Raw genomic sequence first — 26992 nt, forward strand, 5'->3', positions numbered from 1 at the left:
TCCCAATGTATTTATAGAAAAATAAGGAACAATGGGATCTTTTTCAACATCTTGCTATTAACGAATTAGCTTCAAAGGACCACTTGGAGCCATAATCAAGTCATTCCACATCTTGGAAGCTTCTCCTTGAATACTATTCAGAATTTATACAACTGGATCCCTAGGCCTATGGGCCAAAAATATCAGAAGTACGTTAAATAAAAAAGAAACCGTCTTATAACTCTCCATCTAATAATTAGATAGGATTATTATAAGACGGTTTCTACCAGTCCCCTACTTTCAGTAATGGAAAATCTAAATTATTATCATTTTAAGCTCTCCAAAGTTTTCTCAGAAAGTGCTTTATCTCCAGTAGCAATAGAAAGGCCTGCATCGATATACTGCCCTCCTATATCTTGTTTACCATAGACAGCTATAATATTGGTACCATTTGCTATCAAGGCTTTTTTGGCTTCATCAGAAATGGTGGTATTGATATAATTGGCAGTAAACCCATCCAATTCAGCGGCTTTGACTCCATTGATATACACCTCACATTCATCGTCATGATGGATATTTAATCGAAGATCGTCCAAGTCAATTTTGGAAATATCTCCCAGTTCAAATGCTCTTCTTAACCAGATTCCATCACTTTCCCAAGTAGTACCATTTATAGCTCCAGGAGTGCCTTCAGAACCAAATCCAGCTCGTCCAGTCTTCCAGCCAGAAGTAGAGAAGCCTGGTTCCATCCAATTATTGGCAGGCTTTTCAAAAGTATACTTCCAGTCTATATTCCTCTCTTTAGCTGTCAAGACCAAAGGATATACATGGTCTACCTCTTCTATGATTTTCTTATTAATAGGCGCAATCTTATCTGCATCCACCTTCATTACACGATCATAGGTCATGATCCCATTAAGCTCTATTTCCACGTCAGTGATTTCAGTATAAACTGCAGCACTCAAACCGTGGTTGGTCTTGAACTGTACCAACATATCTGCAAATTCATCGTACATGGAAAGGTACTCTTCTTCACTATCAATACTTATGTATTCCTTCAAATCATCTGGATTCCAAATATGACCATCCATCTGATAGCCAATACCACCGTATTCACCACAAACCGTAGCTTGATGGAAGCTTTGGGCATATGCAGGAGGAGGATAGCTATGGACATCATTCACATCTGCAGCTCCATGGTTAGTACCTCCACTGGCTTCATTGACTACTCGAGAAGGATCCAGTCCTTTCACTAAAGCTGAGTAATGCTCCGTATCATGCTGTCCTTGGGATTCGTTGAAAATCACCCACATCACGATACTTGGTACATTTTTGAGGTTGTCCACCATACGCATCAACTCTTTTCTAAAGGCTTCCTTGTTTGGTTCTGGTGCTGCATGGGTGTAGCTGCTGGAAGAAGGCATGTCCTGCCAAACCATCAGTCCCAATTTATCTGCCCAGTAATACCATCTCTTCGGCTCGACTTTGATATGTTTTCTCGTCATATTAAACCCAAGCTCTTTGGTCTTTTCCAAGTCATAGCGAAGGGCCTCGTCCGTGGGTGCCGTATATAATCCATCAGGCCAATAGCCTTGATCCAATGGTCCCATTTGAAAAACAAATTCATTGTTCAGGTAAAGTTTTTGGAATTCACCTTCCTGTTCCACTGAAATCTTCCTCATCCCAAAATAGGTATCCACCACATCGACTACTCTATCTCCATCTTTAAGGGTAATGGTCATATCATAGAGAAAAGGGGAATCTGGAGACCAAAGCTTTTGATTCTTGATCGCAATGGCTGTCGGCTTCATCGGCTTGGAATCAACGGTGGCAACCACCTTATCTCCATCTCTAACTTCTGCCGTATAAGTCAAGAACCTGCCTCCTGAAGTTTCCACGGATAAATTAAGCTCGGAATTATCAATATCAGGCACCATTTCAAAATCCACTATTCTATTTTCTCCTACAGGCTCCAACCATACTGTCTGCCATATCCCTGTGACAGGCGTATACATGATATCTATCTGATTAAGAGCTTGCTTTCCTCTTGGGAAACCTTCACGGGTGGTAGGGTCCCAAACCTTTACAGTAATAGTTTGCGTACCTTCCTTAAGGTGATCAGTAATATCAAAGCTAAATGGATCATATCCTCCCTCGTGCTTTCCCACTGGTTTATCATTAATAAACACAATGGTTTCATAATCCACTGCACCAAAATGCAATAGGATACGCTGCCCTTTCCAATCATTTGGCACCGTAAATTCTCTGCGATACCATAATCGCTCATGGCTGGTTTCTTGTACACCCGAGAGTGCCGACTCTACAGCAAAAGGCACAAGAATATTTCTTGACAATTTGCCTTTTGGATAAGGTTCCCTCTCCCATGTACCCGGTTGGAATTGCCAAAGACCATTAAGGTTTTTCCATTTTTCCCTTACCATCTGTGGACGGGGATATTCTGGAAGTACATTTTCAGGATCCACGTCTTTGGCAAACTTGGTCATTAAAGGGGCTTGCTTAGGAGTCCACTGCTGTGCATTGGCGGTCATCACCAACCAAAATAATACAGCAACTCCTAAAAATCTGTTTGTACGCATTAGTAGTTTTGAGTTTAATGTTATTGCTTTATATTAATTGCTAAAAGGGTTTTGCAGTCAATAAGCAAATCCCAAACCCAAAGTTAAAAAGCAGTCAAGCCTTCCAATATTACTTATCCTTCAAAAAAGTAACAGAAATCCTTCTCTTAACACAAAACCGTCAACAGAATTCAATTTTTTAAACAAGAGTTCTCATTTTTTACAAAAAAAGTCACCTCGGATTATTTACCACTAGATTTTATCTATGGATATATTCAGCAAAAAGTATTGACCATTTCAATATATAGAAATGTTTTGAACAACTTTAATTATTGGCTGTTAGCTACTGAAAACACCTCCATTTATAGTAAGATTACTTCTCAAAAATCGAAAATAATCAAATATTGAAAACTATATTAATTCCAACAAATTATACCTTATACTCGTTTTGATTTACTTGGTATAATCTGACAATTGCCCAATTTCTTAATAAACAAACAATAATATTCATAAAGCCCCTGCTAATGGCTAAAAAGAAAGTCAATACGATCATTCGATACGCATTATTTCTGATTCTAATTATTCTAGTCTTTGGAACAATTGCTTACTCCTATACAAAAGTAGCTCCCCAGTTTGGAGAGAGGCCCGAAGGTGATTATTTATCAAGGATCAACAATTCACCCAATTACGATGGAAATCAATTCATCAACCTAATTGAAACGAGCACAGGATCATTATGGGATGTTTTACCACTATTGCCGGAACTTCTATTCTCTGAACAAAGTGCCCCCACTAAACCTTTGGAGACACACTTCGAAACCATACTGGCAAAGAAAGCTGACTCATTATGTCATATCACTTGGCTTGGGCATTCTGCATTTTTAATTGAACTTGAGGGGAAACGAATTCTGATCGACCCCATGTTAACAGAAAACCCTTCTCCCCTTCCCATTGGCACAAAAAGATTCCCGTATGAATCCCCCATTCCAATAGAAAAACTTAATGATATTGATGCGATTATCCTATCTCACGATCACTATGATCATTTGGACTATCCATCCATTCTCCAGTTAAAAGAAGTCACCAAGCATTTCTATGCACCACTAGGAGTGGGGGCTCACCTTAGCGCTTGGGGAATTCCAGCATCCAAAATCACTGAATTGGATTGGTGGGAAGAGGCAAAATTAAATTCCATAGAAATCATTGCCAGCCCTTCCCGACATTTTTCTGGAAGGGGATTAACTGACCGAAATAAAACCCAATGGGCCAGTTGGATCATCAAATCTGAAAATACTTCCATTTACTTCAGTGGTGACGGTGGCTACGGCCCCCACTTTAAAGAAATAGGCAAAAGACATGGACCCTTTGATTTAGCTCTAATGGAATGCGGACAGTACAATGATGCCTGGCCAGATATCCACATGCTTCCTGAACAAAGTGTAACTGCGGGGAAGGAAGTTAAAGGAAAAATATTAATGCCAATCCACTGGGGAGCCTTTAGCTTATCTACCCATTCTTGGACCGAACCGGTAACGCGATTTAAAAAAGAAATTGAGCAACTGAATATGACCATGATCCACCCTGTTATCGGCCAGCGAGTACAACTTGGAAAAGATTACCCAAAAGAAGAGTGGTGGTTGAAATATATGGATGAATCCAGTCATTAATTCTTCTAGTTACTAAAAGAATAATGAAAGTAAAAAAGCACCCCTTAGAAAATTTAAAGGGGTGCTTTTTTATATCTCAAACACTTTATAACCAGACAGGCTCATTTTTATCTACTAAAATCTTATGAACATGTACTCCCAAATGATAAATATCTTTCTCTGAAGCCATTTCCATGGCCTTTTGGGCTGCAGAGACCTCCCCTCTACCAAACTTCCCTAGTCCTATCAGATAATTACAATGGATATGGTTGCGGACATTAAGGTCCTCATCCCAAATCAGCAAATCAGGCAAGGAAACTGCAAAATAATCAATTTTGATATCATCAAAAATATGGGTTTCTCCATAATCCACCAGTTTGTTGAACCGCTTCATTGCCGCTTTTTGATCTCCCAGCTTCAATAATGCAAGGCCCTGGTAGAATATTTTATCTGGTTGCTGATCATTATAATACAATGCAGGACTTGGATCACTCAATCCTTCAGAGGCTTTTTTCCAGGAATCCTTTGCTTTTTGCTGATCGCCTAAGCCCATATAAGCACATCCCAACCAATAAAACACATCATTTTCCTGAGCGCCAAAAAGCTTACCTTCCCCTAGATTATGAGGATACTCTTGGGCTGCTTCAAGGTATTTAATTGCTGCTTTATATTCTTGCTGTCCAATGGCAGCTTTGGCAAGCTCCACATTGCAAAGGATGTACTGAGCAGGTACTTTCCCTTCACCTCCTTCCCATGGATGAAACTGTCTTTTCATTAAAAGATCTAATGCTTTCTGGTGTTCACCCAGCATATTCAGAAGGGTAATATACTCGAGATATACATCATCCCTATAATTAACCAGCTCTATATGTTTCTCCAAAAACAACCTACGTACTGCAGGCACCATATTTACTTTTTTGTAAAGCTGGTCCAGTTCCATCAGTAGCCTTGGGCTCTTATCCAAAGAGAATGCCTTTTCCAATAGCTTTTGTGCTTCATCCTTTCTATCAAATTTATTATAGTAGATCAAAGAAAGGTTTCTCAATACCAATGGTGAATCTCCATTGAGTGCCAGAGATTTTTCCCAACAACTTCTGGCATCCTCATAATGCCTCTTGGCCAACCAGAAATTTCCTAAATAATATAAGGCTTTATCATCTTCCTCATTGACTGATATGGCCGTCTGAAGCATAATTACTTCTTCCAGTCTATTTGGAAAACAATAATCTGTCGGCATCTGAGTAGCCAGTTTATAATACGACAAGGCCAAGACTTCATCCTCCAACTGTCCATAAAAGTATCCCATGGCATAATAAATCATAGGATATACTGACTTTTTACCCTCAGTGTGGACTTTCAGCAAGTCTATTGCCTCATGATAAAGCCCGGCTTGAGCTAAATCCAAGGCGTACTCTAGATAGTTATGGGCATAATCACGGATCAGTTCTTTCAAATATTCTTTGTCCGATTTTTCGCCACTGATCAGGTACTTTTCGAAAAGAAGCCCAAAGTTGAATTTGTCAATTTCCAAAGAGGCTGAAATCAAATCAATTGCTTCTTCTGTTTTGCCCAACTTACGTAAAATAGCAGCCTTTAAATGTCGCGCTTTGTGGTTGTGCCAATTTCTGATAAGAGACTTGTCGACCAGTTCTAGGGCTTTATTGATCTCTCCTCTGATAAGGGCTATTTGCGCTAAATTAAAATACCCCGCGTCCTGCCACGCCGCATTCCAGCAAGACTTAAAAAAGGCATCATAAGCCTCATCCAATTTCCCCTGTAACCTCAAGGCTACTCCCTTATTGAAATAAGGTTCACCGTCATAAGGATTTGGATTGAATTTGGTAAGCGTATCTATAGCTACCTGAAAATGCATTGTTGCTTCCTCAAACTTACCAGTCCTCATTAGGTACAAGCCCAATGCATTATTGGACCTTACATCCCCAGCATCTCGGCCAATGGCCTCTTTGTAATAATCCAAAGAACTATAAGTCGCATGCCTATATTGCTCAATATGGAGCCCTGTCAGGTACAGCTCCTCATTGGTTTTTATGTCTTTAGGATCTTTGGCTGCTTTGGCTGCTTCAGGAACTGGCTTAAGTTCTTCAGCCTTTTGTTTCCAATCTACCAATACACGTCCATTCTCATCCTTCACTTCAATCGACAATCCTCCTACATGTCCAGATAAATCTATCGATTGGCAGAACACACTTTCCGGATTTAAATCAAAGGCTGATTCCCATAATACCATATTATCATGTAAAAGGATTATCCGGCTGTTTGGAAACACCCCGGTAGCATACACAACGCAATTTGCTTTTCCATCTTCGATCGTGATATTTAGCATCGCATCTTTTGTAGCATTTTTCACCACTCCTACTTCTTGGTAGGGCATAAAATACTGAGTAAAATCACGTTCTTCATAAGGCTGTATCCAGGAAAAATCAGGTTGATTATCCGTATAAACCCCACACATCAGTTCAATATAGGGGCCATTACGATCGGTCAAATTCCGGTCCCAAGCATGTCCGAAATCACCATTACCCCAAGTCCACTGCTTCTTGCCAGGTGAAACGTGGTGATCTGCAATATGCAGCAATCCTCCTCGGGTATCATTCTCATACCCCCCCACAAAATCAAAATCTGAATTAACCGCCATATAGGAAGTTGGTACAGGAATGTTTTTATATCGGGAAATATCCACTCCAGCAGAGTAATCTACTTTATAATATGTTCCTGTAGCAATTGGAAAGCGTGACACATCTCTTTTTCCATGGTCAAAGACAGCATTGACATCTTCTGGGAATACTGATTGGTAATGGTCATTTACTGCCACCGCTGGGTTGGCCCACCAAAGAAAAGTCTGCGGATGCGGAGTCCTGTTATATAGTTTGCCTTTAATCTCCAAATAAGCTTTATCCGGGTACAGGGTAAATCCTGCCATCCCTTTGGTGCGGAACATACGCTCCACTTCACTCACCCAAACTGTCACACTTCCATCAGTATTCTCCTCAATAGTAGAGTCAACGGGATCATAGGTGCTTGGCCTATGGTGCTGTGGCCAGTTAAATTCAATACCTCCAGAAATCCAAGGTCCTGTCAACCCTACCAATGCAGGCTTGATCACTTCGTTATAATAAACAAAATGTCTTTCTTTAACTTTATCATAGGCCATTTGGATCCGCCCACCTAATGCAGGCAGCACCATTATTTTTATATAACGGTTCTCCAGATAAATCACATCCCATTCTTTATCGATTTTCTCATCACTGATCTTCTCAATAACAGGATTGGGATAAACAGATCCACTGCTGCCCTGATAAACCCTCTTTTCCAAGAAAATGGGGTATTTCTCTGCCTTACTTACTTCATAGGTAGGTATAACTAGTTTCTCTCTCCAAGCTTTTACCTTTTCAAAGCTGCTCATATATTTTATCTTAAGAATTCCTTTTCTATTTCTTCTAAACTTTTGCCTTTAGTCTCTGGTAATTTTTTATGGATAAACAAAAAGCCCAAAACACTGATACCACTATAGACCCAAAAAGTACCATAAGCCCCTAACTCACTGTTTAATAAGGGAAAAGTAAAGGTCAGCACAAATGAAGCTACCCAAAGGCTGAAAGTGGCAATTGACATGGCCAGTCCACGCACCCTATTGGGGAATATTTCGGATAGCACCACCCAGGTGATCGGAGCCAGAGACATCGCATATACCGCTATTGCAGAAATTACCAAAACTAAAATAGGTAGGCCTGTCCAACCAAGAAAATAGCTTAGCCCAAGGACAAAATAGATAATGGCCAACGCTCCTGAACCGAATAACATCAGCTTTTTACGCCCCCAATTATCCACCGTTCTCATGGCCATCAAGGTAAACACCAAATTCACACTACCTGTGATTACAATATTGAAAAGCATGTCTCCTACACTGTAACCTGCGCTACTGAAAATTTCTTCCGCATAATTAAATATGACGTTGATACCGCACCACTGTTGGAAGGTGGCCAATACAACCCCCAGTATCACAATAGGTTTTATTTTAGGTGCATTTAGATCCTTGAAATGAACTTTATCATCCTTTTCATTGAAAGTTGCTGTGATTTTGCTGACTTCTTTTTCTGCATACGCCACTCCTCCTATTTTGCTTAAAATATGAGTCGACTTGACCTCATCCCCTAGTTTTAATAAAAACCTAGGGCTTTTGGGTACAGCAAACATCAATAAGAAAAAGGCAGCAGCAGGTAAGAGCTCCGCCCAGAACATCCATCTCCAGCCCATAGTACCATTCCAGGAAGCCTTCATGGCGGATGAAGAAATTCCCTCTGGAACAGGTTCTGCAATAAGATAATTGGCAATCTGTGCGGCCAAAATCCCTACTACAATCGTCAATTGATTGATAGCCACAAATCTCCCTCTCAATTCCGCAGGAGCCACTTCGGCTATATACATTGGGGAGAGTGTTGAGGCCAAGCCTATTCCCACACCACCAATCAAACGGTAAATAATAAACCAATAAAAATCGTCTGCATAACCACTACCAAATGCTGAAATCAGAAATAATGCTGCGGACCAGATCAAAGGGTATTTTCTTCCATATTTATCGGACACGGTCCCTGAAAGCATGGCCCCAAAAATACAGCCCACCAATGCACTGCTCATTGCCCAACCTTGCAATTGAGGAGAATCTTTAATTTCAAAAAACAACTCATAGAAGGGCTTTGCTCCTCCAATAACCACCCAGTCATAACCAAACAGCAATCCGCCCATGGCAGAGGTAAAGGCCAAAGCCAACAGGTAGGGAAAATTATAATTATTATTGTTCATTGTTATTTTAGGTTATTTCAATTCACTACTGATCAAAGAAATGTTGAGGTCTTTCCCCTCAGTTGTACTGAGGAATATTCTGCATTGAACAAACTTAGGTGAATATAACTTAACAAAAATGGATAAAAACATTCTTAACATGGACAAAAACACAAAAATGAAATGATACCGAATAGAATTTATTATATATTCGTCACATCAATATTTTCATAAATCCCATGAAAAACAAAGCCCTTGTAAAAGCAGGTTTTATTGGTGAAAAAATGACGGTAATACCAAGAGGCTTACTTAAAGAATATTCGGATTCTGCTATAAACCGTGACTTGTACCTTACCGATATTGGCTATTTTCCTAAAGCCCTTTACCATTTTCGAAAGAGGCCTAAAGGCTGTTCAGAACACATTTTAATCTACTGTATCGAAGGCCAAGGAACTGTAGGTATTGAAAAAAATATCCACCATTTAAAACCCAATTCATTTCTAATCATAGAAGCCAATAAATCCCATTATTATTACTCAGATAAAGAAAACCCATGGTCAATCTTCTGGATACACTATTCAGGGAACCATTCCCAAGAAATCTATAGGCGTTTTGCTGGACAAAACTATGGGAGACCAATCATCATTCCATTTGAAAAAAACCGAATAGCAGAGTTTGAATACCTGATTGATATCTTTAAGAATGGCTTGTCCAAAGAAATTTTCGAATATTCCAGCATGCTACTCTACAAAACTTTAGGTTCATTTATTCATTATTCTCTAAAATCCAGTAAAAAGACCGAATCAAACCATGATCAATTGATCAATAATATCATTAATTATCTCAATGAACACATTTATGAAACTGTAAAAATAGAAGACATCTCAAAAGCATTTAACAAATCGCCTTCTTCTATCTTCACCTTATTCAAGCAAAAAACAGGACACTCGCTTATCCATCATTTCAACTTATTAAAAATCCAGAAAGCCTGTGAACTCATCAATCTAACTTCATTATCCATCAAAGAGATCAGTTTTCAACTGGATTTCCAAGACCCGCTTTACTTCTCCAGACTATTTAAAAAGTACATGGGAGTTCCTCCTTCTAAGTATAAAAAGAATTTGTAAACTTTCTCTTGGGAAGAAAAGACCTGTTTCTTTCCTTTCATTTGAGCTCAGCCCAAAGTTTATAGGCCTTTTCTATTTCATCAATAATAGAATGGCATATGGCCTCTAATGATCCGCCCTTGATTTTATGTTCAATTGAAAGTGTCGCTTTTTCCCCTTTTTCATGCTGATAATCTCCTTCACAACACCACTTTTTCACTTTATTCGTCGACATTTCAAACTCTATGACCAGCTTAAAATTTTCTTCGGACTTTTCTTCATTCTCTATAAAAATCAAGGAAATCAAATCTTGATGTAAATTGTCAGATTCTGCCTTAATCGCCATCTTCAAATTGTTCAAGCCTGAAAAGGAAATAGTTTTTCTCAATGGTACCATATTAATTGTTTTGCCTTACTCCTTCTTCAAGTTACAAAATTTAATCCCGAATTAAACCTCATTATACCCAAAAAGAAACTAAAAAAGCATCTGCCTGGGCAGATGCTTTTTCCATGATTGATCAATTATTCCCTCTACTCTAATAGGTCAAGTTAAATGTTTCAAATTCTCCTTGACTATTACCTTTAACAAAAACCCCAGGCTTTACCCCCCATTGCCAAAAAGACAAGAAATCACCTATCAAAGGAGCGTCTCCTTTGCCTTCCGAAGCAACCTTAATCCATTCACCAGATTCAGATTGGTAAGAAAAGCTCACCTTATGGCCTTCTGATACTTTAGCCTTTAAAGAAATCTCCTCATCTACTTCTGTCTTCGCAGTCCCCAGCTTTTGATAAGCTCCACCACGGATTTCAAACAGTTCCAGCCCCTCGCTCTGAAGCGCCAAACCTATCATATTCTCATGAGTACCATATAAAACTAAGCCTTTCGAAACGCCTTGCTGCAAATTTAATTTGACCTCAGCTTCATAATTTGCCTTTTCAGGCACCAAGTTGATGACCGCACCAAGACTTTTATCAGTCATATCCCCTTTTCCTGATAATTTTAAACGACCATTCTCTAACTTAACATCTGGAGAATAACTTGACAAATCCCATCTCCAGTGGGCAGACAATTCATTTGCATTAAAGTCATCTTCAATATCAATTGGTTCCACTTGTCCTGAAGACTTATTAATCAATTCATTGGTCTTAAAATAAGGCCATCCAGTCTGTTCATCCCAATAAAACTGGTTGATCAATCCGGATCTCCCCAAATAAGGAAAACCGTCCTCCGCATAAGCATGGTAAATATAATACCAGTTGCCTGACTCACTCTCTATAGGTGTACCATGTCCAGGACATTTCCAATCACCAAAATCACTTAATATTGGATTGCCTCCATATTTTTCCCAGGGCCCAGTAATGGACTCCGCCCTAGCTACTCCAACCTTATAATCACATCCACCTCCGCAACAAGCCGCACCAGAATAAATTAAATAATAGTAACCATCCTTTTTCACCATGGACTGCCCCTCTATTCCCCCTCTTTCCCAAGTATCAGCTTCTGCTGTTACTACTTCAAAAACTTCTCCTTTTAATTCTAATCCATCTTTAGATAAACCAGAACCTAAAATTTGAATAGGTTTATCTGGATTCAGACCATAAGCTTTCCAAGTAATATAGAGCTCTCCACCATCATCAAACACAAAAGCATCTATACTTTCTGAGCCCCATTCGATTAATATACCTTGGTCCTCAAATCCTTTGCTGATATCCTTGGTAGTAGCTACTCCTATACAGGAAACCCCATTTTTTCTTTTGGCGGTGTAATAACAATAATAGGTACCGTTATGGTAAAAGAGTTCTGGGGCCCAAAAGCCGGATTTGGTCCATTCTGGTTTTTCAGAAAACACATAGTTTTCAAATGTCCAGTTTTTCAAATCTTTGGAACTATAGATAGGATAAATCGGAGCCCAATCATTAGAAGTACCGCAAGCATAATAAGTACCATCTACTTCAATTACCGACGGGTCGGGAAATTCCCCCTTGATGATAGGATTAGCAATAGGTTTCACCTCATCTGAGGTTTGCTTGTCATTTCCTCCGCCACAAGCAAAACAACAAAAGATAATAAAGATCAAAGCATACTTGCTCATAATTAATAGGTTTTAATAGTATAATTAGGGTTAATTTATTCAACAGGCGGTTAGCCATCATTTTTTAAATTTGCTACTCTAAAAAGAAAGTAGGAGGCTCCAGTCCTTTTCTAGTTTTCTAATTCAAATTGCCTACCCATCAGCTTTCTTCTCCTCTCAACCTCTTTTTGAAGAGATTATTAATAGAGCCAATTCAAAGTAAAACGCCTCTAAAGATATTTAAGGCATCCATGATCATGAATGCCTTAAATATTGTTTATTTGACTTTATTTATTGTATAGTTTGTATACTTCTGTACCCGCACTCAAAAACGCACCCGTGCCATAAACCTCGGTTTTATCTGGCCAGGCTTTTCCAGGAGCAGCACCTATTGGCTGCACATAGCCCAACATCCCTTCATCAGTTATATGGGAAACCATGGCTTTCCAGGCCTTTCTAACAGCTGGTTCATAATCATCTGCATCTAACAATCCTTGGTTTATTCCCCAAGCAAGTCCAAACGTAAAGAAAGAAGATCCACTCGTTTCAGGTGTAGGATAAAAATCCTGCCCCAATAAACTCATAGCCCAATGTCCTTCTGGAGTCTGTATCTCCAATAGCTTTTTGGCCATTTTCTTATAGATTTTGGCGAAGTATTTATACTCTTTTGAGTTTGGCTCTAGTTCAGTTAAAATATTGGCCAGTCCTGCAAACACCCATCCATTACCTCTGGCCCAAAAAACCTTGGTTCCATTGTCTCTTTGGCTTATATAGCGTTCATCTCTATAGTATAAATGTTCCTTTTTATCGAAAAGAAAATCTGTGGTCGCTTTATATTCTTCTACCATAAAGTTCAGGTATTTTTGTTCACCTGTGATTTTATAAAGCTTGGCCCATACTGGTGGAGACATAAATAATGCATCACACCAATTCCATCTGTCTTGGTGATAAGGCGTCGCCCAATTCAACAAACTATTAGAAGGATGATAAAGGATAAAATCAAATTGTTTGATGGTCGGTGCCAACATGGCATCATCCCCATATTTTCGGTATAATTCAGCATACAACTGGCCTACCGTATGATCATCAGCGTGATACTTCCTTTTATAAAGGCTCCAATTATGCTCTTCAGCGATGCCCCTTAGCCATTCATAATATTTTTCATCTCCTGAAAGCTCGGCCCATTTTACCATGCCGACATAAAGCGCGCCATTTGTCCAATCCAAGGGATGATGGGGTTTACTATGGCCACTATAGCTATAGCGGAAATGCTCGATTTGCCAATCGGCCACTCGTTTCATTTCTGCTTTCACTTCCTGCGGATCAATATCTTGGGCTAAGACAATAAATTGAATCCCCAATAAAAAAATTAGGGAAAATTGTAATTTCAGGTATTTCATTGGTCAATGGTTTATTAAATAAATATTTTCTACTTTTTTACAAGTAAGCCCCTAAGATAGGGGCAAAAAATATTTTTTATTACCCATTTATATAATTTAGCCCAATTTCCAGCTTAAAAAGCCATTTCCCTCACTTGCTAGCATAACCAAAAGTTGTATTTATCCTATTTTATTCCTCCTGCCAGCCCATTGACTAGAGGAAACTTAAAGGACCCTCTAAATGGGTTTATATCCATATGTAAAAAAATGCTATACGTAACTTCAACATCCATTTTAACGAAAAAGCTAAAAGTAATTCAAAAAAGATTTAATTGAACATATCGTTAAAAAACAATCTCTTTACCAATCCTATTATTTTCATAATATCTATCGTAAATTAATAAGCAATAACCTCCATTAGCCTTATCTACATTATTCAGTCATTTTGTACAATTCCTTTTGGAACAATAATTATGGAGATTTGGAAAAAAATAATTGCCAAAAGATCTAAATTATTCCTATTTCTTTTTCTGGCAGCGTTTTCCCTCAATGCGCAAAGCTTCCACGGGCTGCACTCTAGTTCATATTTTCCTCTTCAAAAAATCTCAAATCAACCTGCCGATATCTTGGAAAGTCGATATAAGTGGCAAGTCAACGTACTTTCCCCCCAACTGGATATTTATAAAAACCGCGCCCTCGATGACAGTTGGATGGGACAATTAAGCAACAGCTTGGGCATTACCAATTTCAAAAGCATATTCAGTTCAAGCCGTGCGGATTATTTCCTTCGCTCTCAGATCATCTTTCCTTCAGTCGTCTATAAACCTAGTGATAAGCATGCATTTGCCCTTACTACTAAACTCAATGGATTGGGGAAATTCGAAAGTACAAGCAGTGCCTTTTTTGACCTACTTGTAGGGGAGCTGCCAAACGAGTTTAAAAACATAAATGGTGATTTTTTCAAATCAGTTGTCAATACCTGGTGGGAATTCAAACTTAGTTATGCACATAAGTTATATGAAGACGACGCTCACAAATGGACAGGGGGATTAAGTGCCTCAGCACTTAGCAGCTTAGGGTCTGCTTATGTGGAACTGGAAGACATTTCTGCTGAGTTTGACCAAGAAATGATTGATCACTTAGGTATTAATGTACGTTATGGCCTCTCTGATAATGTCTCAAAATCCATTTATGAAGATAAGACAAACTTGATGTCCGGCTTGGGCTTCAGTATTGACCTAGGTGTTAATTACATCAAAAAAAGCAGCCAATCTAGAATCCCACATGAGTACAAAATCGGTTTTAGCGTCACAGACATTGGACACATCAACAACAAGCAAGCTACCGAAACCGCCCTATATTCCATAAATGCTGAAAATATTTCCACAAAAACATTCAGCAATATTTCTGATATAACTGAACTTATAGACACACTAAACAATCTGGTTAATACAAATAAGGTTTCAGGCAACAGCTTTAAAACCAATTTACCTACCAACTTTATGTTGACAAGTGACTTTCACTTGAATAATTTTTGGTTCCTAAATGCGATGGTAAGACAAACGCTAAATCCCTTCCGGGGTCTTGGGAGGGAAATCATTAACCTTTCTGAGTTTATGATGAGCATTACACCGAGATTTGAAAATGAGGTATTTGGTGCTTTTCTTCCCATAGGGTATTCCAACAAACGGAATTTTACAGTAGGAACAGCATGCAAATACCGGTTTATTTTTGTGGGATCGGGAAATATTTGGACCAGTCTCATAAACCAAGACAATACTGAAATTGAACTTTATATCGGAATCAATATCCCTATTAACCCTTATTGATAAACCAAACTAATTCTTCAAGCCTCCTTTTTACTAAAAAAAGCTAGTTTATGAAAATTTTTATAAATTTTCTCAATCAGTCTATATCAGCCTTCAACTTTGATTGGTATAATTCATAAATTAATAATTAATAGCATAGTCTCACAGTTAAAAGCTAAACTAATGGTTAACACTAATTTTATTTGGAGAATTCTTTTATTACTGTTAATAGGAGTACAAGCCTGTACGCCAAATGGCCCTGAGTATGTAGATGAATTAGACCTGGTCATAACATCCAGGGACAACGACACTAATTTTGACAACTTTTTGACCTACACCTTAGCCGATAGCGTGGTTTTTATTTCTAATGATGACGATGATGAACTCTCCGAAGAAACAGAAGAATTTCTACTCAATGAAATCAATGAAAAATTCCTAGAATATGGCTGGCAAGAAACACAAGCCCCTGAAACAACAGGATCTGATGTAATTATACTTGCAACGGTCATCAACACCGTTAACTTCAATCTAGTTGGTTGGTGGGACTATTGGGGATGGTGGCCAGGATGGGGATGGTATCCACCGGGATATCCTCCAGGAGGCTGGTATCCTGGATACCCAGGAGGATGCTGCTATTTCGGAGGTGTTTACTCTTATAGAGAAGGTACAATTTTAGTAGAAATGATCGCGCCTAACGAAGCCTCCTTTAACGGCGACAACGAGCCTGATCCCATACCGGTAATATGGACAGGTGCATTGAATGGCCTATTGCAAGGAAGTCAAAGTAACATAGAGAGCAGGATTACTACCAGTCTTGACAGAATGTTTTTAGACTCTCCATATTTGAACAAATAAAACTAACCCTAATCAGAGATGTATAAAAAACACCTTTTACATATCAACCTCCTTCTAGTAATTGGACTTTTCTCCATGGGCTCTGCCTTTTGCCAACAAAAAGGAAGCAATAAGTTCACCCTGCACTATATTCCTTCCATGACCATGGGGGATGCTAAGGATTTTACCGATGAATTCAGCTTTAGGGGTTTTGGCTTTTCTTATGAATATTTTGTCAAAGACAACCTCTCCGTTGGTATCAGCTCAGGACTATCCACCTACTATGAGGCCAGCGAGGGCTTGGTTTCTGAGACTATAGAAAGAGACAATAAAACACTCACTTTATCTGCTAAAGAATTCAACTATATCAACACTATACCTGTTTTACTGACATCCAGTTATTACTATGGTGAAGCTGGAAAAGTCAAACCCTATGTTTCTTTAGGAATTGGGGGGTATAATGTTCTAAAGTGGAAAGAACTAGGACTATACCGTTTTGAAGACAATAAGTTTTTATTTGGAATAGCACCAGCTGTGGGGGTCTCTATTCCAATCGCCTATTCTAGTAGTTTAGATTTGGGTGTCCGATACAATCAAACTTTTAGCTCTGACAGTTTCAGCAGTTTGGATTTCAGGATAGGCTTTTCCTGGTTTTATTAATTTCTATTTTGCCCAAAGTACTTGCACGGGAAGGTATTTGTATATTAACCGCATCAAGGCAATAATTGATGCGGTTATATTTATATCAACTCTACTCCTAATTTACCCAAATGTGAACCAAAAGCTAAAATCAAACATGAAATCACCGCCCCCACACTTATTGCAAAAAAGGATTGCTTACGAGGAAGTTTAAAAATATAGGCCGCAATAGTTCCCATGTAAACACCAGTAAAAGGCAGTGGAATCATCACAAAAACCATCAAACCCCAAAAGCCATATTTTTCAATTTTGTCTCCAACACCATTCTTCGCCCTTCTCATCAATTTCACCGATTGGTTCTTATAAACCTTGTGTTTCCATAGCTTTTCATTAAAAGTATCAATGAGGAACAATAAAATGGGAAAAACCAGCAAGTTGGCCCCCAAGCCTACCAAAAGCGCTAAAAAGGGATCCAAGCCATTGATAATAGCATATGGAATGCCTACCCTAGACTCTCCAAAGGGTGAAATACTCAACAAGAAAGTATGTAGAATAATATGTATCATTTTAGAATTATAATAGTAAGAAGTTTCCAGTGGGAGAGCTTTGACATACTGCCCCTCCAATGGACTCCTGTTTCCTGGGATTGAATTATTGAATTTTGGTAATTGGATTTAACTCAAAATGGGAGGTGCCCTTCCTATAAAAACATGGGATAGGTCAAATATTGAGTCTTCCAGTTCTACTGATAAAAAACTTAGATCAAAATTGTTTTTACCTAATGTGAAGGGCTTAACCCAAATGAAAAAATTCTTTACTAGTTGATGATTACCCTTAGAATGGTTTCTGGTTTTTTTCGATATGGGACGAAACTGGGCTTTACTCTTTAATGCAACGACCTCTACTTTACTTTCAACTTCTCCCTTAGGCAAAGTAGTAAATACCGGCTTAAGCTCCTCTTCCGAAAAGAAAAGAATGCCTGCTAACAGCAGCATTAAGTTGGTCGATATTTTGATTAATTGATGCATTATTAATTATTCCAACACTACTGATCCTTTATAAATTAAATCACCATTTTGAGAATCATTCCACCTATTCTTACCTTACCAGAAATTATTAGACTTTTTCCAGCTGCAAATTAAATGCAATTCTACCAAAAAGTAAATTCACCTCTCAGAATTTGATCCAAGAGGTGAATTATTTCTATATCATCCTTTTAAAGCTTCAGTTCTTACACGCTCCACATCATCTGGAGCAATAGGTAATGGAGTACCTAATAAATCTGCCCCATCTGCTGTGATAACAAAATCTTCCTCTACTCTTATACCTCCAAAATCTTTATAGGTATCAAGTAGATCATAATTGATATAATCATCAATTTTCCCAGAAGACTTGTACATATCAATAAGTTCTGGAATAATATATATCCCAGGCTCAACGGTAATCACATTTCCAGCTTCCAACTCTTTACCTAATCTTAAAGATTTCAGACCAAATTCTGTAGATTTTTTTAGTTCAGGTGTATACCCCACATATTGCTCTCCAAGGTTTTCCATATCATGTACATCCAAGCCCATCATATGGCCCAAACCACATTGGAAAAACATTGTATGTGCTCCAGCTGCCACAGCCTCCTTAGCATCTCCTTTCATCAGTCCGACACCTTTAAGTCCTTCAACCAAAGTCTCCGCGGCTAATAAGTGGACATCCTTAAATCTCACCCCAGGCTTCAAAGCCTCCACAGCTGCCCTATGGGATTTATAAACAATCTCATAAAGTTCTCTTTGACGAGCATCAAACTTGGCACTGACAGGAAAAGTCCTGGTCATATCACCAGCATAAAACTCAGGGGATTCTGCACCACTGTCAAAAAGCAATAAATCTCCTTCATTTATGGTATTCCCATAGTAATGGTTATGCAAAGTTTGACCATTTATCGTAGCAATAGGAGGAAAAGACAAAGCCGCGTTTTTATCCCTGGCCACCTTAGTAGCAATAGCCACCAACTCATACTCTTTCATTCCTGCCTTGGCCGCCTTCATCACTGCTAAGTGCAATTCTGAAGTGGTAGTAACAGCTTTTTCCATTTCTACCAACTCCTCCTTGGACTTGATATTCCTTTGATCAGCAACGGCCTGAATAAATGGCGCAGAAGCCATGGCCTCCACTTCTTCAACAGACTTTCCGAAAATCTCCCTTAACTTCAAGACATGCTCACCTCTATAAGGAGGTAATATTTGGCAATCTCCTTTAAGCGTATTTGCCAATTTGCTCAAAGCCCCTGTATTGCTCACACCTACCTTTTCCGCTAATTCTGCTATGGTCGGCTGTGGACCAGTCCAGACAATGTCATCTATTTCATAATCATCTCCGAAAATATAATCCTTATCACCATCACAATCAATCACCGCTATCAAACCGGGAAGGGATATTCCAAAATAATATAAAAAGGTACTGTCCTGTCTGAAAGGATACCAGTTATGTTTAAAGTTAATACTTGCCTCATCATTGCCTAAAAACAATAACTGTCCACTACCCATCTTAGCTTTTAACTGGGCTCTTCTTTCTTTATAAATCTCTCTATTAAACATTATATATGGGAAGGTTAATTATTATCCTGCAAAGGTCTTAAAGTATTTTGGCTCAACAAAAAAAGAGCCACAATAATTGCAGCTCTTCCTTTTCAAACTTAATATATCCTTTACTCTCCTACTATCCAGTAATTTAAATATCCTGAAGGTGTTTCCAACACTACTTTATAAAAATCACTTTCTGTACCTTGGAGAAAGTATTCTGCCCTTTCTTCACCTATTTCAACTTCACCCATCAACCAATAATTGTCCATACCTCCTTTATTAAAATTATTCGTACCAGAAAGCCAAACCCTACCTGAATGACCTTTGGAATAGGCATTCCATGAAATTTTAAGCTTTCCATCTTCCACTTTAGCTTTTAATCCGCTAGCATCTACTTCACCTATAAAAGGAATCCCATCCAATTCCATCGCTTGTTTTTTAGGGATTTCTAAGCCAAGATGATTGGCTAAAGAAGGTAAAATATCCACCATTGCTGGAGTCGACTCAAAATGTTCATTGGTGTTTTTCGCATTGGTAACGATCCAGATAGTCCTTTCTCTATCCGTATGTCCTCCATGATGGTAGCCATCAGCTCCCCTACCATGATCTGTAGTGATGATCAACATCCAATCTTCATCAAAATTAGCCTCTCTATACTTGATAGCATCCCATACCCTACCTATTTGAACATCAGCTTTAACCAATCCATCAATCATCTGAGGACTATTGCCGAAGCGGTGTCCCATATCATCTGTATATTCCAAATACATCCATGATAGGTCTGGCCCCTCTTCATATAAGTACCGAGCAGCCTCTTGGGAAACAGCTTCATCAATCAAATGAATAAAATTCCTCTCATCATCATGGGGAAAATTCAATGTATCCAACTCAAAGCCATCATAATAGTAATCAAAAGTAAAGTGGCCAGTTTCTGGCAAATTAGCCCCAACCAGCTTGGTTCTATTATCTAACCAAGTTGAGAAAATGGCTGTCTTTTTTGTTGGATTAGCCTCCTTAAATAATCTGAAAATAGTCCAGTAATTATAATTAGGCTTCTTGATAGAGTTTCCCCATACATTATGTTTATTTGCCCAGGTTCCGGTAAGCAATGTATTATACCCTACTGCTGAAATGGTGGGAGTCTGACTGTAACCATCCACTTCGCCCCCCATAAGCGCTTTGGTAAATCCTCCTTCAGCTATCACCTTATCGATATTTGGTGTGGCTACCGAATCCATGACATCTGCTGGAATTCCATCCAAAATCACAAATAATGCTTTCTTGACCTTTTCTTGTGCCCTGGCTTCTACCAGCGCCATGCAAAGCAATGCAATTAATACTATTCTTCTCATTTCTTTATCAATTTGTACTTGGCCCACACAAACCCGTGGTCCGAAGGGTAGTTAAATGTTTTGCCCCTAAATTTTAATGGTTGATTATAATCGACTTTATGTATTTCTGACGAAATGGCTTTTAACCGCTTACTCTTATATAAAAGATAATCTATCCGATGATCGTCCTTTTTATTGGGCATTCCCCAAGAAATTCCTGGGTGTTTTTTCGGATTGGGATTTATTTCCCTAAAACTATCTTTTAAACCTGCATTTTCGAATTGTCTGGTAGTCCACCATGGAACCTCTTTACCACCATGAACATCTTTCGATTTTTCTGTCCAGTCCAAATGCGACCAAACATTAAAATCCCCCCCTAGAATCAAAGGCCGCTCATTGGTATTTTGAAGAAAGGGCTGTAAATGCGCTAAAATGGTCCCCACCTCTTTGGTTCTGGTCCCAGATTTTTCCCAATCCACCAATTTCTCCGCACTTTTCTCCATTAAATGAGGCTGATCATGCCAAGGCTGGTAATTTAACCAGGTATCAAAGACCAAGATTTTTTCTTCTTCGGATAACTGAATTTCAATTCCTCCAATATTGAAGTAATTATAAAAGTCAATCCTTTCACCAAAGGGGAATCTACTCATAATGGAAAGGTTGACCGCAGGATCATCCAAGGCTGTACCTTGCTGGGCTATTAGATGATAATGATAACCCAAAGCATCTGCAATGCGCTTTCCCGAACCATATGTTTCTATCATCAAAATAATATCTGATTCAGAAGCTTTAATGATACCTATAACATCCTCCACACCATCTCTACCAATAGATTCACTCTTTCCCCCATGCCATATATTCCATACCATTACGGAAAATTCCAATTCTTTATGTTCTTCTTGTGCCAATCCCCTAAAGGGAATTAAGCTAATCCAAAGAAGAAAAAAACACCTACATAAAAACATACTTTTGGGCTTATTATGAAACACCAAATGGCTTGCCTCAATTAAGACAAAGCCATTTGGATTTGATGATAATCAATATTGACTTTTATATTACTCCCAACCAAATATCTGTTCTAGATTTGGATTAAGCGTAACTTGCTGGATTGGAATTGGACGATAATAATATTTAGGTTCAACAAAGCTTCTTTCTTTTGTTTCAGTCTCCATATTACCACCATTCTCTCCATCTTTTAAATACACATCCACACTTTCACCAATAAAACCTGCCTTATAATAGATAAGGGTTTCCCCTAAACTATTTTTCTCTTTGGCATCACCTGTTGGGATATCTGTGTCCTTACTGACCAAAATAATGTCTTCTACACCATCGCCAGTCATATCATATTTTCCAAGTCCGTCAAAGTACATCCCCTCAGGAATGTTTTCAAGCAATTTGCCAGCATGCCATCTCATCAAGTCATCATATCGAAAACCTTCCATGGCAAACTCTATCCTTCTTTCTCTCCTGATCTCCAAAATCACTCCTTGATTAGCTCCAGTCAAATTCGGGTATTTTGAAGCTAAGAAACTGTCCGGATTCGCATTAGCTTCGGCCATATCCAAGCCTGGTAAGTTCACACGCTCACGGAGCAAATTAACTGAAACATCCAAATCACCTTGGGTAAGCTCATTCAATTCCGCTTTGGCTTCAGCATATGTCAATAATATCTCCGCGTAGCGGTAAACTGGAAAATCCATCCCCCTTTGATCGTCAAAATCAATGGTATTTGCATAGCCCTTCAATTGATGATAGCCTGTGAAGTTTTTGCTTAGATTCTGTATATACGGACTTGACTCAGCACGACGAACCCACCCTGGATATACCAATGTTTGGGTCAAACGTGGATCCCTATTTTGAAATTCTTCCACGTATCCCATGGATTCATGACCTGGAATATCGGTAAAACGGCTTCCATCTGCCATCAAGTAACTCATCACTAAATCCCTGGATGGAGACTGTTCATAGTCACCAAAAACAGTTCCGCCATCAAAGCCTCCTCTACTTTTTGCGTTGTCATAAGCATTGACCAAGATGACTTCTGGGTTGCCAAATAAAACCTGACTGTCAAACAATCTCAAGTAATCTGCTTCTGGGTTGCCCGTGGTGTAGATAGAGAAATTTCCTGAGTCCATGATCTCCTTGGAAATATCCCTGGCTTTTTCTAGGAATTCATTGGCTGTACTCTCCAATCCCAACTCAGCATGGTATTTCCTGTAAGTTCCTTCATAAAGCGCCACCCTAGCATAGAAAGCTTTCACTGCCCAAACATCAGGGGTACCACTAGGAACAGATTCTCTCACATTAGCAGCAGCATAGGCCAAATCTTCCATGACCATCTCCATGACCATTTCCCTTGGGTCACGTGCTTTATATAGCTCTGCATCTGAAGGGTTCAAGGTAACCTCATACCAAGGGACATCTGAATACCGACCAATCTTCCCAAAATAAAACTGAGCCCTATAATACCTAGCCAAGCCTGCAAAGTGCGCCTTAGTTTCTTCAGCTGCTTCTGCCTGTTCATAATTGTCCAAGAAATAATTGATATCCCTTAACCTTCCCCAGCTCCAGCCTCCAGTAATTGTTTGGGAACTTGGACTACCTGTCATCATACTTTTTATTTCAACAGCAGCAGTAGTAGCCATATTATCACTGCTCTGGTCTCCAAGGTAAGCACTCCAAGGGCTTTCCAGAGACAGCAAGCCATTTACATATAGTTCCAAATCTTCGCCACTTTTAAAAAAAGCGTCTGGCGCAACTGAGGTTTGAGGATATTTATCCAGAAACTCTTCGTTACATGAACCCAATGCTAGCATTGCGCTCATAGCAATTATATATTTTTTCATGATCTTAATCAGTTCTTAATTACAAATCGATATTTACCCCAAAGGAAATTTTTCTCTGGAAAGGATATGCCCAGCTACTTCCTGCATTAACTGCTTCAGGATCCACAAACTTCTTGATTGAAGAGAACTCATATAAATTTTCTCCCGTAGCAAATATTCGGATTTTATTCACCTTAATTCTCTGGGTAAGAGATTCAGGCAAAGTATACCCTATGGTAATATTTTTCACCCTTAAATAAGCCCCATTCTTCAAATACTTAGTTTGAGGAATATCCAACCCAGCGCCATAATTGGCATCAGCTAACCAAGATTGTAAAACAGGAAATTCAGAATCAGTATTGGCATCAGCTAAACCCGCATCAATATAGGCCTGGGAATGCTGGGCCATCAAAGCATCACTATCTGCCTCTCCTCTGTAAAAGTCAAGGTTCCAAGGATAAACATTGGCATATGGCTGCTGATAAGGACCCCAGAACAAATAATGAGTAGGGTAATAGTCTTTTTTACCAACACCTTGCAAGAACAATGATAAATCAAATCCATTCCAATCCATATTAAGATTCACCCCGTAACGATACCTGGATGTACTGTTGCCAATCACGCTCAAATCTTTTGGATCACTTTCGGTTTGACCTCTTTCAATCTTACCATCGCCGTTCAAGTCCTGATACTTTGGCCATCCAGGCACAATGTCCAAGGCCCCCCAAGGAACAATTGAGGACTGATCCAAAGCCTCTATTTCATCTGTTGATTTGAAAAATCCATCATTTTTCAACCCCCAAATCTCACCTACTTCCTGACCTTCTCTCCAATTAGAAAGTAACCTGTTCTCATTTTGGAATCGGGTGATATGGGATCTAGAATCTGATAGCACCGCCTTAACATTAAAATGTATTGGATTTGAAATATCTCCGAACTGAGTTCTATATCCCAATGAAAGCTCAAAACCTTCTGTTCTCAAATCTGCTGCATTTTGCTTTGGAGGGTTCGTTCCTAAAACGCCTGGAAGTTCTACAGGATCCGTAAGCATTCCTTTAGTATCCCTGAAGAAATAATCAAAAGTTGCTGTCATCTTATCATTAAACAAACCTAGATCAAGACCAAAATTTGTTGTAGTCACTTCCTCCCAAGTATACATATTTGGATCTACTGCCAAGGAAGGAGAAGATGAAATTACTGTTCTTCTTTCACCATCAATCAAATAACCGGACAAGTTAGTCGGCAAGGATTGAATATATCCAAAATTGGACACATTCTGATTACCCAAACTACCATATGATGCCCTCAATTTAAAGGTTGGGACAACAGCGTTTAAACTCTCGAAAAAGGACTCATCACTAACTATCCAAGCCATTGAGGCTGAAGGGAAAAATCCCCATCTGTTATTGCTCGGAAATCTTGAAGAACCATCATATCGACCATTAAATTCTAAGATATAACGCTCCTTGAAAGAATAATTAGCCCTACCAAAAATACTTCTTGTTGCATAAGCACTGTAGGAAGGCGTAATAAAAGAATCACCAGTAGTCAAGCCAATATATGGTAGGGTGGAAGAAATCAACACTCTTCTTTCAGATTGAATAGAAGAATACTCATAACTTTCTTGATTATATCCAGCAAGAATACCAAAACTATGATCCCCAAACTTCTTATTGTAATTACCATAAAGATCGAAAATGGTATTCATTAATGTTCCATTCCTTTCGATCACAGAACCATCTCCCCCTTCAGTTCTCACATCATCAGGTCCAAAGCCTATATCAAATTTCTTCCTATCCCAGTGATATTTCCATTGCTCTCTTTTGAAACTGGCATTACCTGTTACCGTCAAATCTCCATTTAAGAAAGTACCAACCGCTCTAAACACATTTCTAAAACCAAACATATCTTCTTGGTTTCTTCCTCCATCAGTCAACCTTGCCGCCAAACGACCTGCACCTGTATTGGCCCAAGTTCCATCAGGGTTCTTTGCCACATCCGTTGGCTTTTGATAATAGATATCCGTAATACTATTGGTTGGATCGGCTCTTTTTGTTTGGTAAATATTTAGGTTATTATCCAGTTTCAACCAATCTATTGGAGATGCTGTGATCCTTGCCCTTAATCCATAACGGTCCCAGTAATCAGGTGCCAATTTGTTCAAACCATTTTCACTGGTATAATCACCAGAAATATAATACCCGATAGGCATCTTCCCTCCACTACTTCCATTGATGGACAAACTATGGTTTGTGGAAAGGCTTGCAGAATGAAAGAAATAGTCATACCAATCATTATTCCCCATATAAGCCCAGCGGTTAGGGTTGTTGGGATCAATTCGGGTATCTGGGAGAGTAGGATCTTCGGAACGCTCTTTTGCCCACTGGTAATGAGCATCGGAATAATTCACATAATCCCAAGGGGTATTATTTGTCGACGTTTCCAAAACCCGTGAATAAATATAAGGATCAGTGACAGGTTCTGGTAAAACGGTAGGTTTGCCCCAGGCAAAATAGTTTCGGTAAGACACTTGTTGTTTGCCTTCAACACCCTTTTTAGTAGTAATAAGGATCACTCCAAATGCAGCTCTAGCCCCATAAATTGCTGAAGACGCTGCATCTCTTAAAACTGAATAAGACTCGATATCTGCAGGGTTTAGCCTAAGTAAATCATCATAACTACCAGCGACACCATCTATCACCACTAATGGTCCCCCTCCATTGATGGAAGTAAAACCCCGGATGTTTATATTAGGAATAGAACCAGGCTTCCCTCCTGCATAGGTAATGTTCAAGCCAGGACTCACCCCTTGCAAACCTTGAACAACATTGGCTATAGGCCTATCGATAATATCTTTACCGGATATCTGATCAACGGCACCTGTTACATTTATTTTTTTCTGGGTTCCATACCCCACCACTACCACTTGTTCTAGCAAGGTCTCTTCCTCTTCCAGACTTACATCAATAATGGTCTTGCCACGCACTGGAATTTCCACTGATTGGTATCCAATAAAAGAGAACACCAAAACAGCTTGTTCTGAAGGCACTGAAATAGAATAATTACCATCCAAATCAGTAACGGTACCGGATTGTGAATTCTTCACAAGGACAGAAACCCCTGGCAAAGTCGTTCCAGAACTAGCCTCGATAATAGTTCCCGTAATTTGTCTCTGTGCAAACGAAACCAGACTAATACTCATCATTAAGAGTACCAAGCTTAAATCCTTTACACTCCTTCCAAATACAGAAGGCTTTCGTAAATAATGTTTCATAGATAAACGATTTAAAATGAAATTGTACTTATGGGTTTATGGTAAAATAAGCTTGAATGAAGTCGCATCATCTCAAATTACTTTACTGAACATTCATTCAATATTAAATATTGTATTTTAATATCCAAAAGAATTTATCAATAT

General features: G+C 38.9%; 18 protein-coding genes. 5 read left to right on the top strand and 13 right to left on the bottom strand.

Annotated features, from left to right (window positions below):
• Nucleotides 1-305: 305 nt before the first annotated feature.
• The gene (locus H7U17_RS18430) at nt 306-2576 is read right to left on the bottom strand and encodes a glycoside hydrolase family 2 protein (protein ID WP_186758241.1); all 2271 of its coding nucleotides are present in this window, start codon (nt 2574-2576) and stop codon (nt 306-308) included.
• A 503-nt stretch (nt 2577-3079) separates the two neighbouring features.
• Here H7U17_RS18430 and H7U17_RS18435 point away from each other — a divergent pair.
• The gene (locus H7U17_RS18435) at nt 3080-4222 is read left to right on the top strand and encodes an MBL fold metallo-hydrolase (RefSeq protein ID WP_186758243.1); all 1143 of its coding nucleotides are present in this window, start codon (nt 3080-3082) and stop codon (nt 4220-4222) included.
• An 85-nt stretch (nt 4223-4307) separates the two neighbouring features.
• Here H7U17_RS18435 and H7U17_RS18440 read toward each other — a convergent pair whose 3' ends face one another.
• Together H7U17_RS18440 and H7U17_RS18445 are read right to left on the bottom strand one after the other, a co-directional pair.
• Nucleotides 4308-7625, bottom strand: a complete 3318-nt coding sequence (locus H7U17_RS18440) for a tetratricopeptide repeat protein (RefSeq protein ID WP_186758245.1) — start codon at nt 7623-7625, stop codon at nt 4308-4310.
• Between the two features lie 5 nt (nt 7626-7630).
• Entirely contained in the window at nt 7631-9022 is a 1392-nt protein-coding gene (locus H7U17_RS18445) for a sugar porter family MFS transporter (protein ID WP_186758247.1), read from the bottom strand.
• Nucleotides 9023-9240: 218 nt separating this feature from the next.
• Between H7U17_RS18445 and H7U17_RS18450 the strand changes: the two genes are divergently transcribed.
• The gene (locus H7U17_RS18450) at nt 9241-10128 is read left to right on the top strand and encodes a helix-turn-helix domain-containing protein (protein ID WP_186758249.1); all 888 of its coding nucleotides are present in this window, start codon (nt 9241-9243) and stop codon (nt 10126-10128) included.
• 37 nt (nt 10129-10165) lie between these two features.
• Here the strand turns inward: H7U17_RS18450 and H7U17_RS18455 are convergent, their stop codons facing one another.
• From H7U17_RS18455 to H7U17_RS18465, 3 genes are all read right to left on the bottom strand, one after another.
• Nucleotides 10166-10504, bottom strand: a complete 339-nt coding sequence (locus H7U17_RS18455; protein ID WP_186758250.1) for a hypothetical protein — start codon at nt 10502-10504, stop codon at nt 10166-10168.
• 139 nt (nt 10505-10643) lie between these two features.
• Nucleotides 10644-12200: a family 43 glycosylhydrolase gene (locus H7U17_RS18460; RefSeq protein WP_186758252.1), complete on the bottom strand. Its 1557-nt coding sequence runs from the start codon at nt 12198-12200 to the stop codon at nt 10644-10646.
• A 266-nt stretch (nt 12201-12466) separates the two neighbouring features.
• Entirely contained in the window at nt 12467-13579 is a 1113-nt protein-coding gene (locus tag H7U17_RS18465; RefSeq protein ID WP_186758254.1) for a glycoside hydrolase family 88/105 protein, read from the bottom strand.
• A gap of 605 nt (nt 13580-14184) precedes the next feature.
• Between H7U17_RS18465 and H7U17_RS18470 the strand changes: the two genes are divergently transcribed.
• The 3 genes from H7U17_RS18470 (at nt 14185) to H7U17_RS18480 (ending at nt 16860) form a co-directional block, all read left to right on the top strand.
• On the top strand, nt 14185-15387 hold the full coding sequence (locus H7U17_RS18470) for a DUF5723 family protein (RefSeq protein ID WP_186758256.1): 1203 nt from the start codon (nt 14185-14187) through the stop codon (nt 15385-15387).
• Between the two features lie 162 nt (nt 15388-15549).
• Entirely contained in the window at nt 15550-16221 is a 672-nt protein-coding gene (locus tag H7U17_RS18475; protein WP_222439243.1) for a DUF4136 domain-containing protein, read from the top strand.
• Nucleotides 16222-16239: 18 nt separating this feature from the next.
• Nucleotides 16240-16860 carry an OmpW family outer membrane protein gene (locus H7U17_RS18480; RefSeq protein ID WP_186758258.1) on the top strand — a complete coding sequence of 207 codons (621 nt, stop codon included), beginning with the start codon at nt 16240-16242 and terminating at the stop codon, nt 16858-16860.
• Nucleotides 16861-16940: 80 nt separating this feature from the next.
• Here the strand turns inward: H7U17_RS18480 and H7U17_RS18485 are convergent, their stop codons facing one another.
• The 7 genes from H7U17_RS18485 to H7U17_RS18515 all read right to left on the bottom strand — a co-directional run bounded on the left by H7U17_RS18485 (nt 16941) and on the right by H7U17_RS18515 (nt 26848).
• Nucleotides 16941-17405: a COG2426 family protein gene (locus H7U17_RS18485; RefSeq protein ID WP_186758260.1), complete on the bottom strand. Its 465-nt coding sequence runs from the start codon at nt 17403-17405 to the stop codon at nt 16941-16943.
• A gap of 108 nt (nt 17406-17513) precedes the next feature.
• Nucleotides 17514-17867: a hypothetical protein gene (locus H7U17_RS18490; protein WP_186758262.1), complete on the bottom strand. Its 354-nt coding sequence runs from the start codon at nt 17865-17867 to the stop codon at nt 17514-17516.
• Nucleotides 17868-18047: 180 nt separating this feature from the next.
• Nucleotides 18048-19430 (bottom strand): aminopeptidase P family protein, encoded by a 1383-nt coding sequence (locus H7U17_RS18495; protein ID WP_186758264.1) that lies wholly within the window; start codon nt 19428-19430, stop codon nt 18048-18050.
• Between the two features lie 110 nt (nt 19431-19540).
• Nucleotides 19541-20767, bottom strand: coding sequence for an alkaline phosphatase family protein (locus tag H7U17_RS18500; RefSeq protein WP_186758271.1), 1227 nt, complete (start codon nt 20765-20767; stop codon nt 19541-19543).
• Nucleotides 20764-21654: an endonuclease/exonuclease/phosphatase family protein gene (locus tag H7U17_RS18505; RefSeq protein ID WP_186758273.1), complete on the bottom strand. Its 891-nt coding sequence runs from the start codon at nt 21652-21654 to the stop codon at nt 20764-20766. The genes H7U17_RS18500 and H7U17_RS18505 overlap by 4 nt, the downstream gene beginning before the upstream one ends.
• A 147-nt stretch (nt 21655-21801) precedes the next feature.
• Nucleotides 21802-23595, bottom strand: coding sequence for a RagB/SusD family nutrient uptake outer membrane protein (locus H7U17_RS18510; RefSeq protein WP_186758275.1), 1794 nt, complete (start codon nt 23593-23595; stop codon nt 21802-21804).
• Nucleotides 23596-23614: 19 nt separating this feature from the next.
• Entirely contained in the window at nt 23615-26848 is a 3234-nt protein-coding gene (locus H7U17_RS18515) for a SusC/RagA family TonB-linked outer membrane protein (protein ID WP_186758277.1), read from the bottom strand.
• Nucleotides 26849-26992: the final 144 nt, after the last annotated feature.

The sequence above is a fragment of the Echinicola salinicaeni genome, assembly GCF_014280965.1.
In the GTDB taxonomy this organism is placed as follows: Bacteria; Bacteroidota; Bacteroidia; order Cytophagales; family Cyclobacteriaceae; genus Echinicola; species Echinicola salinicaeni.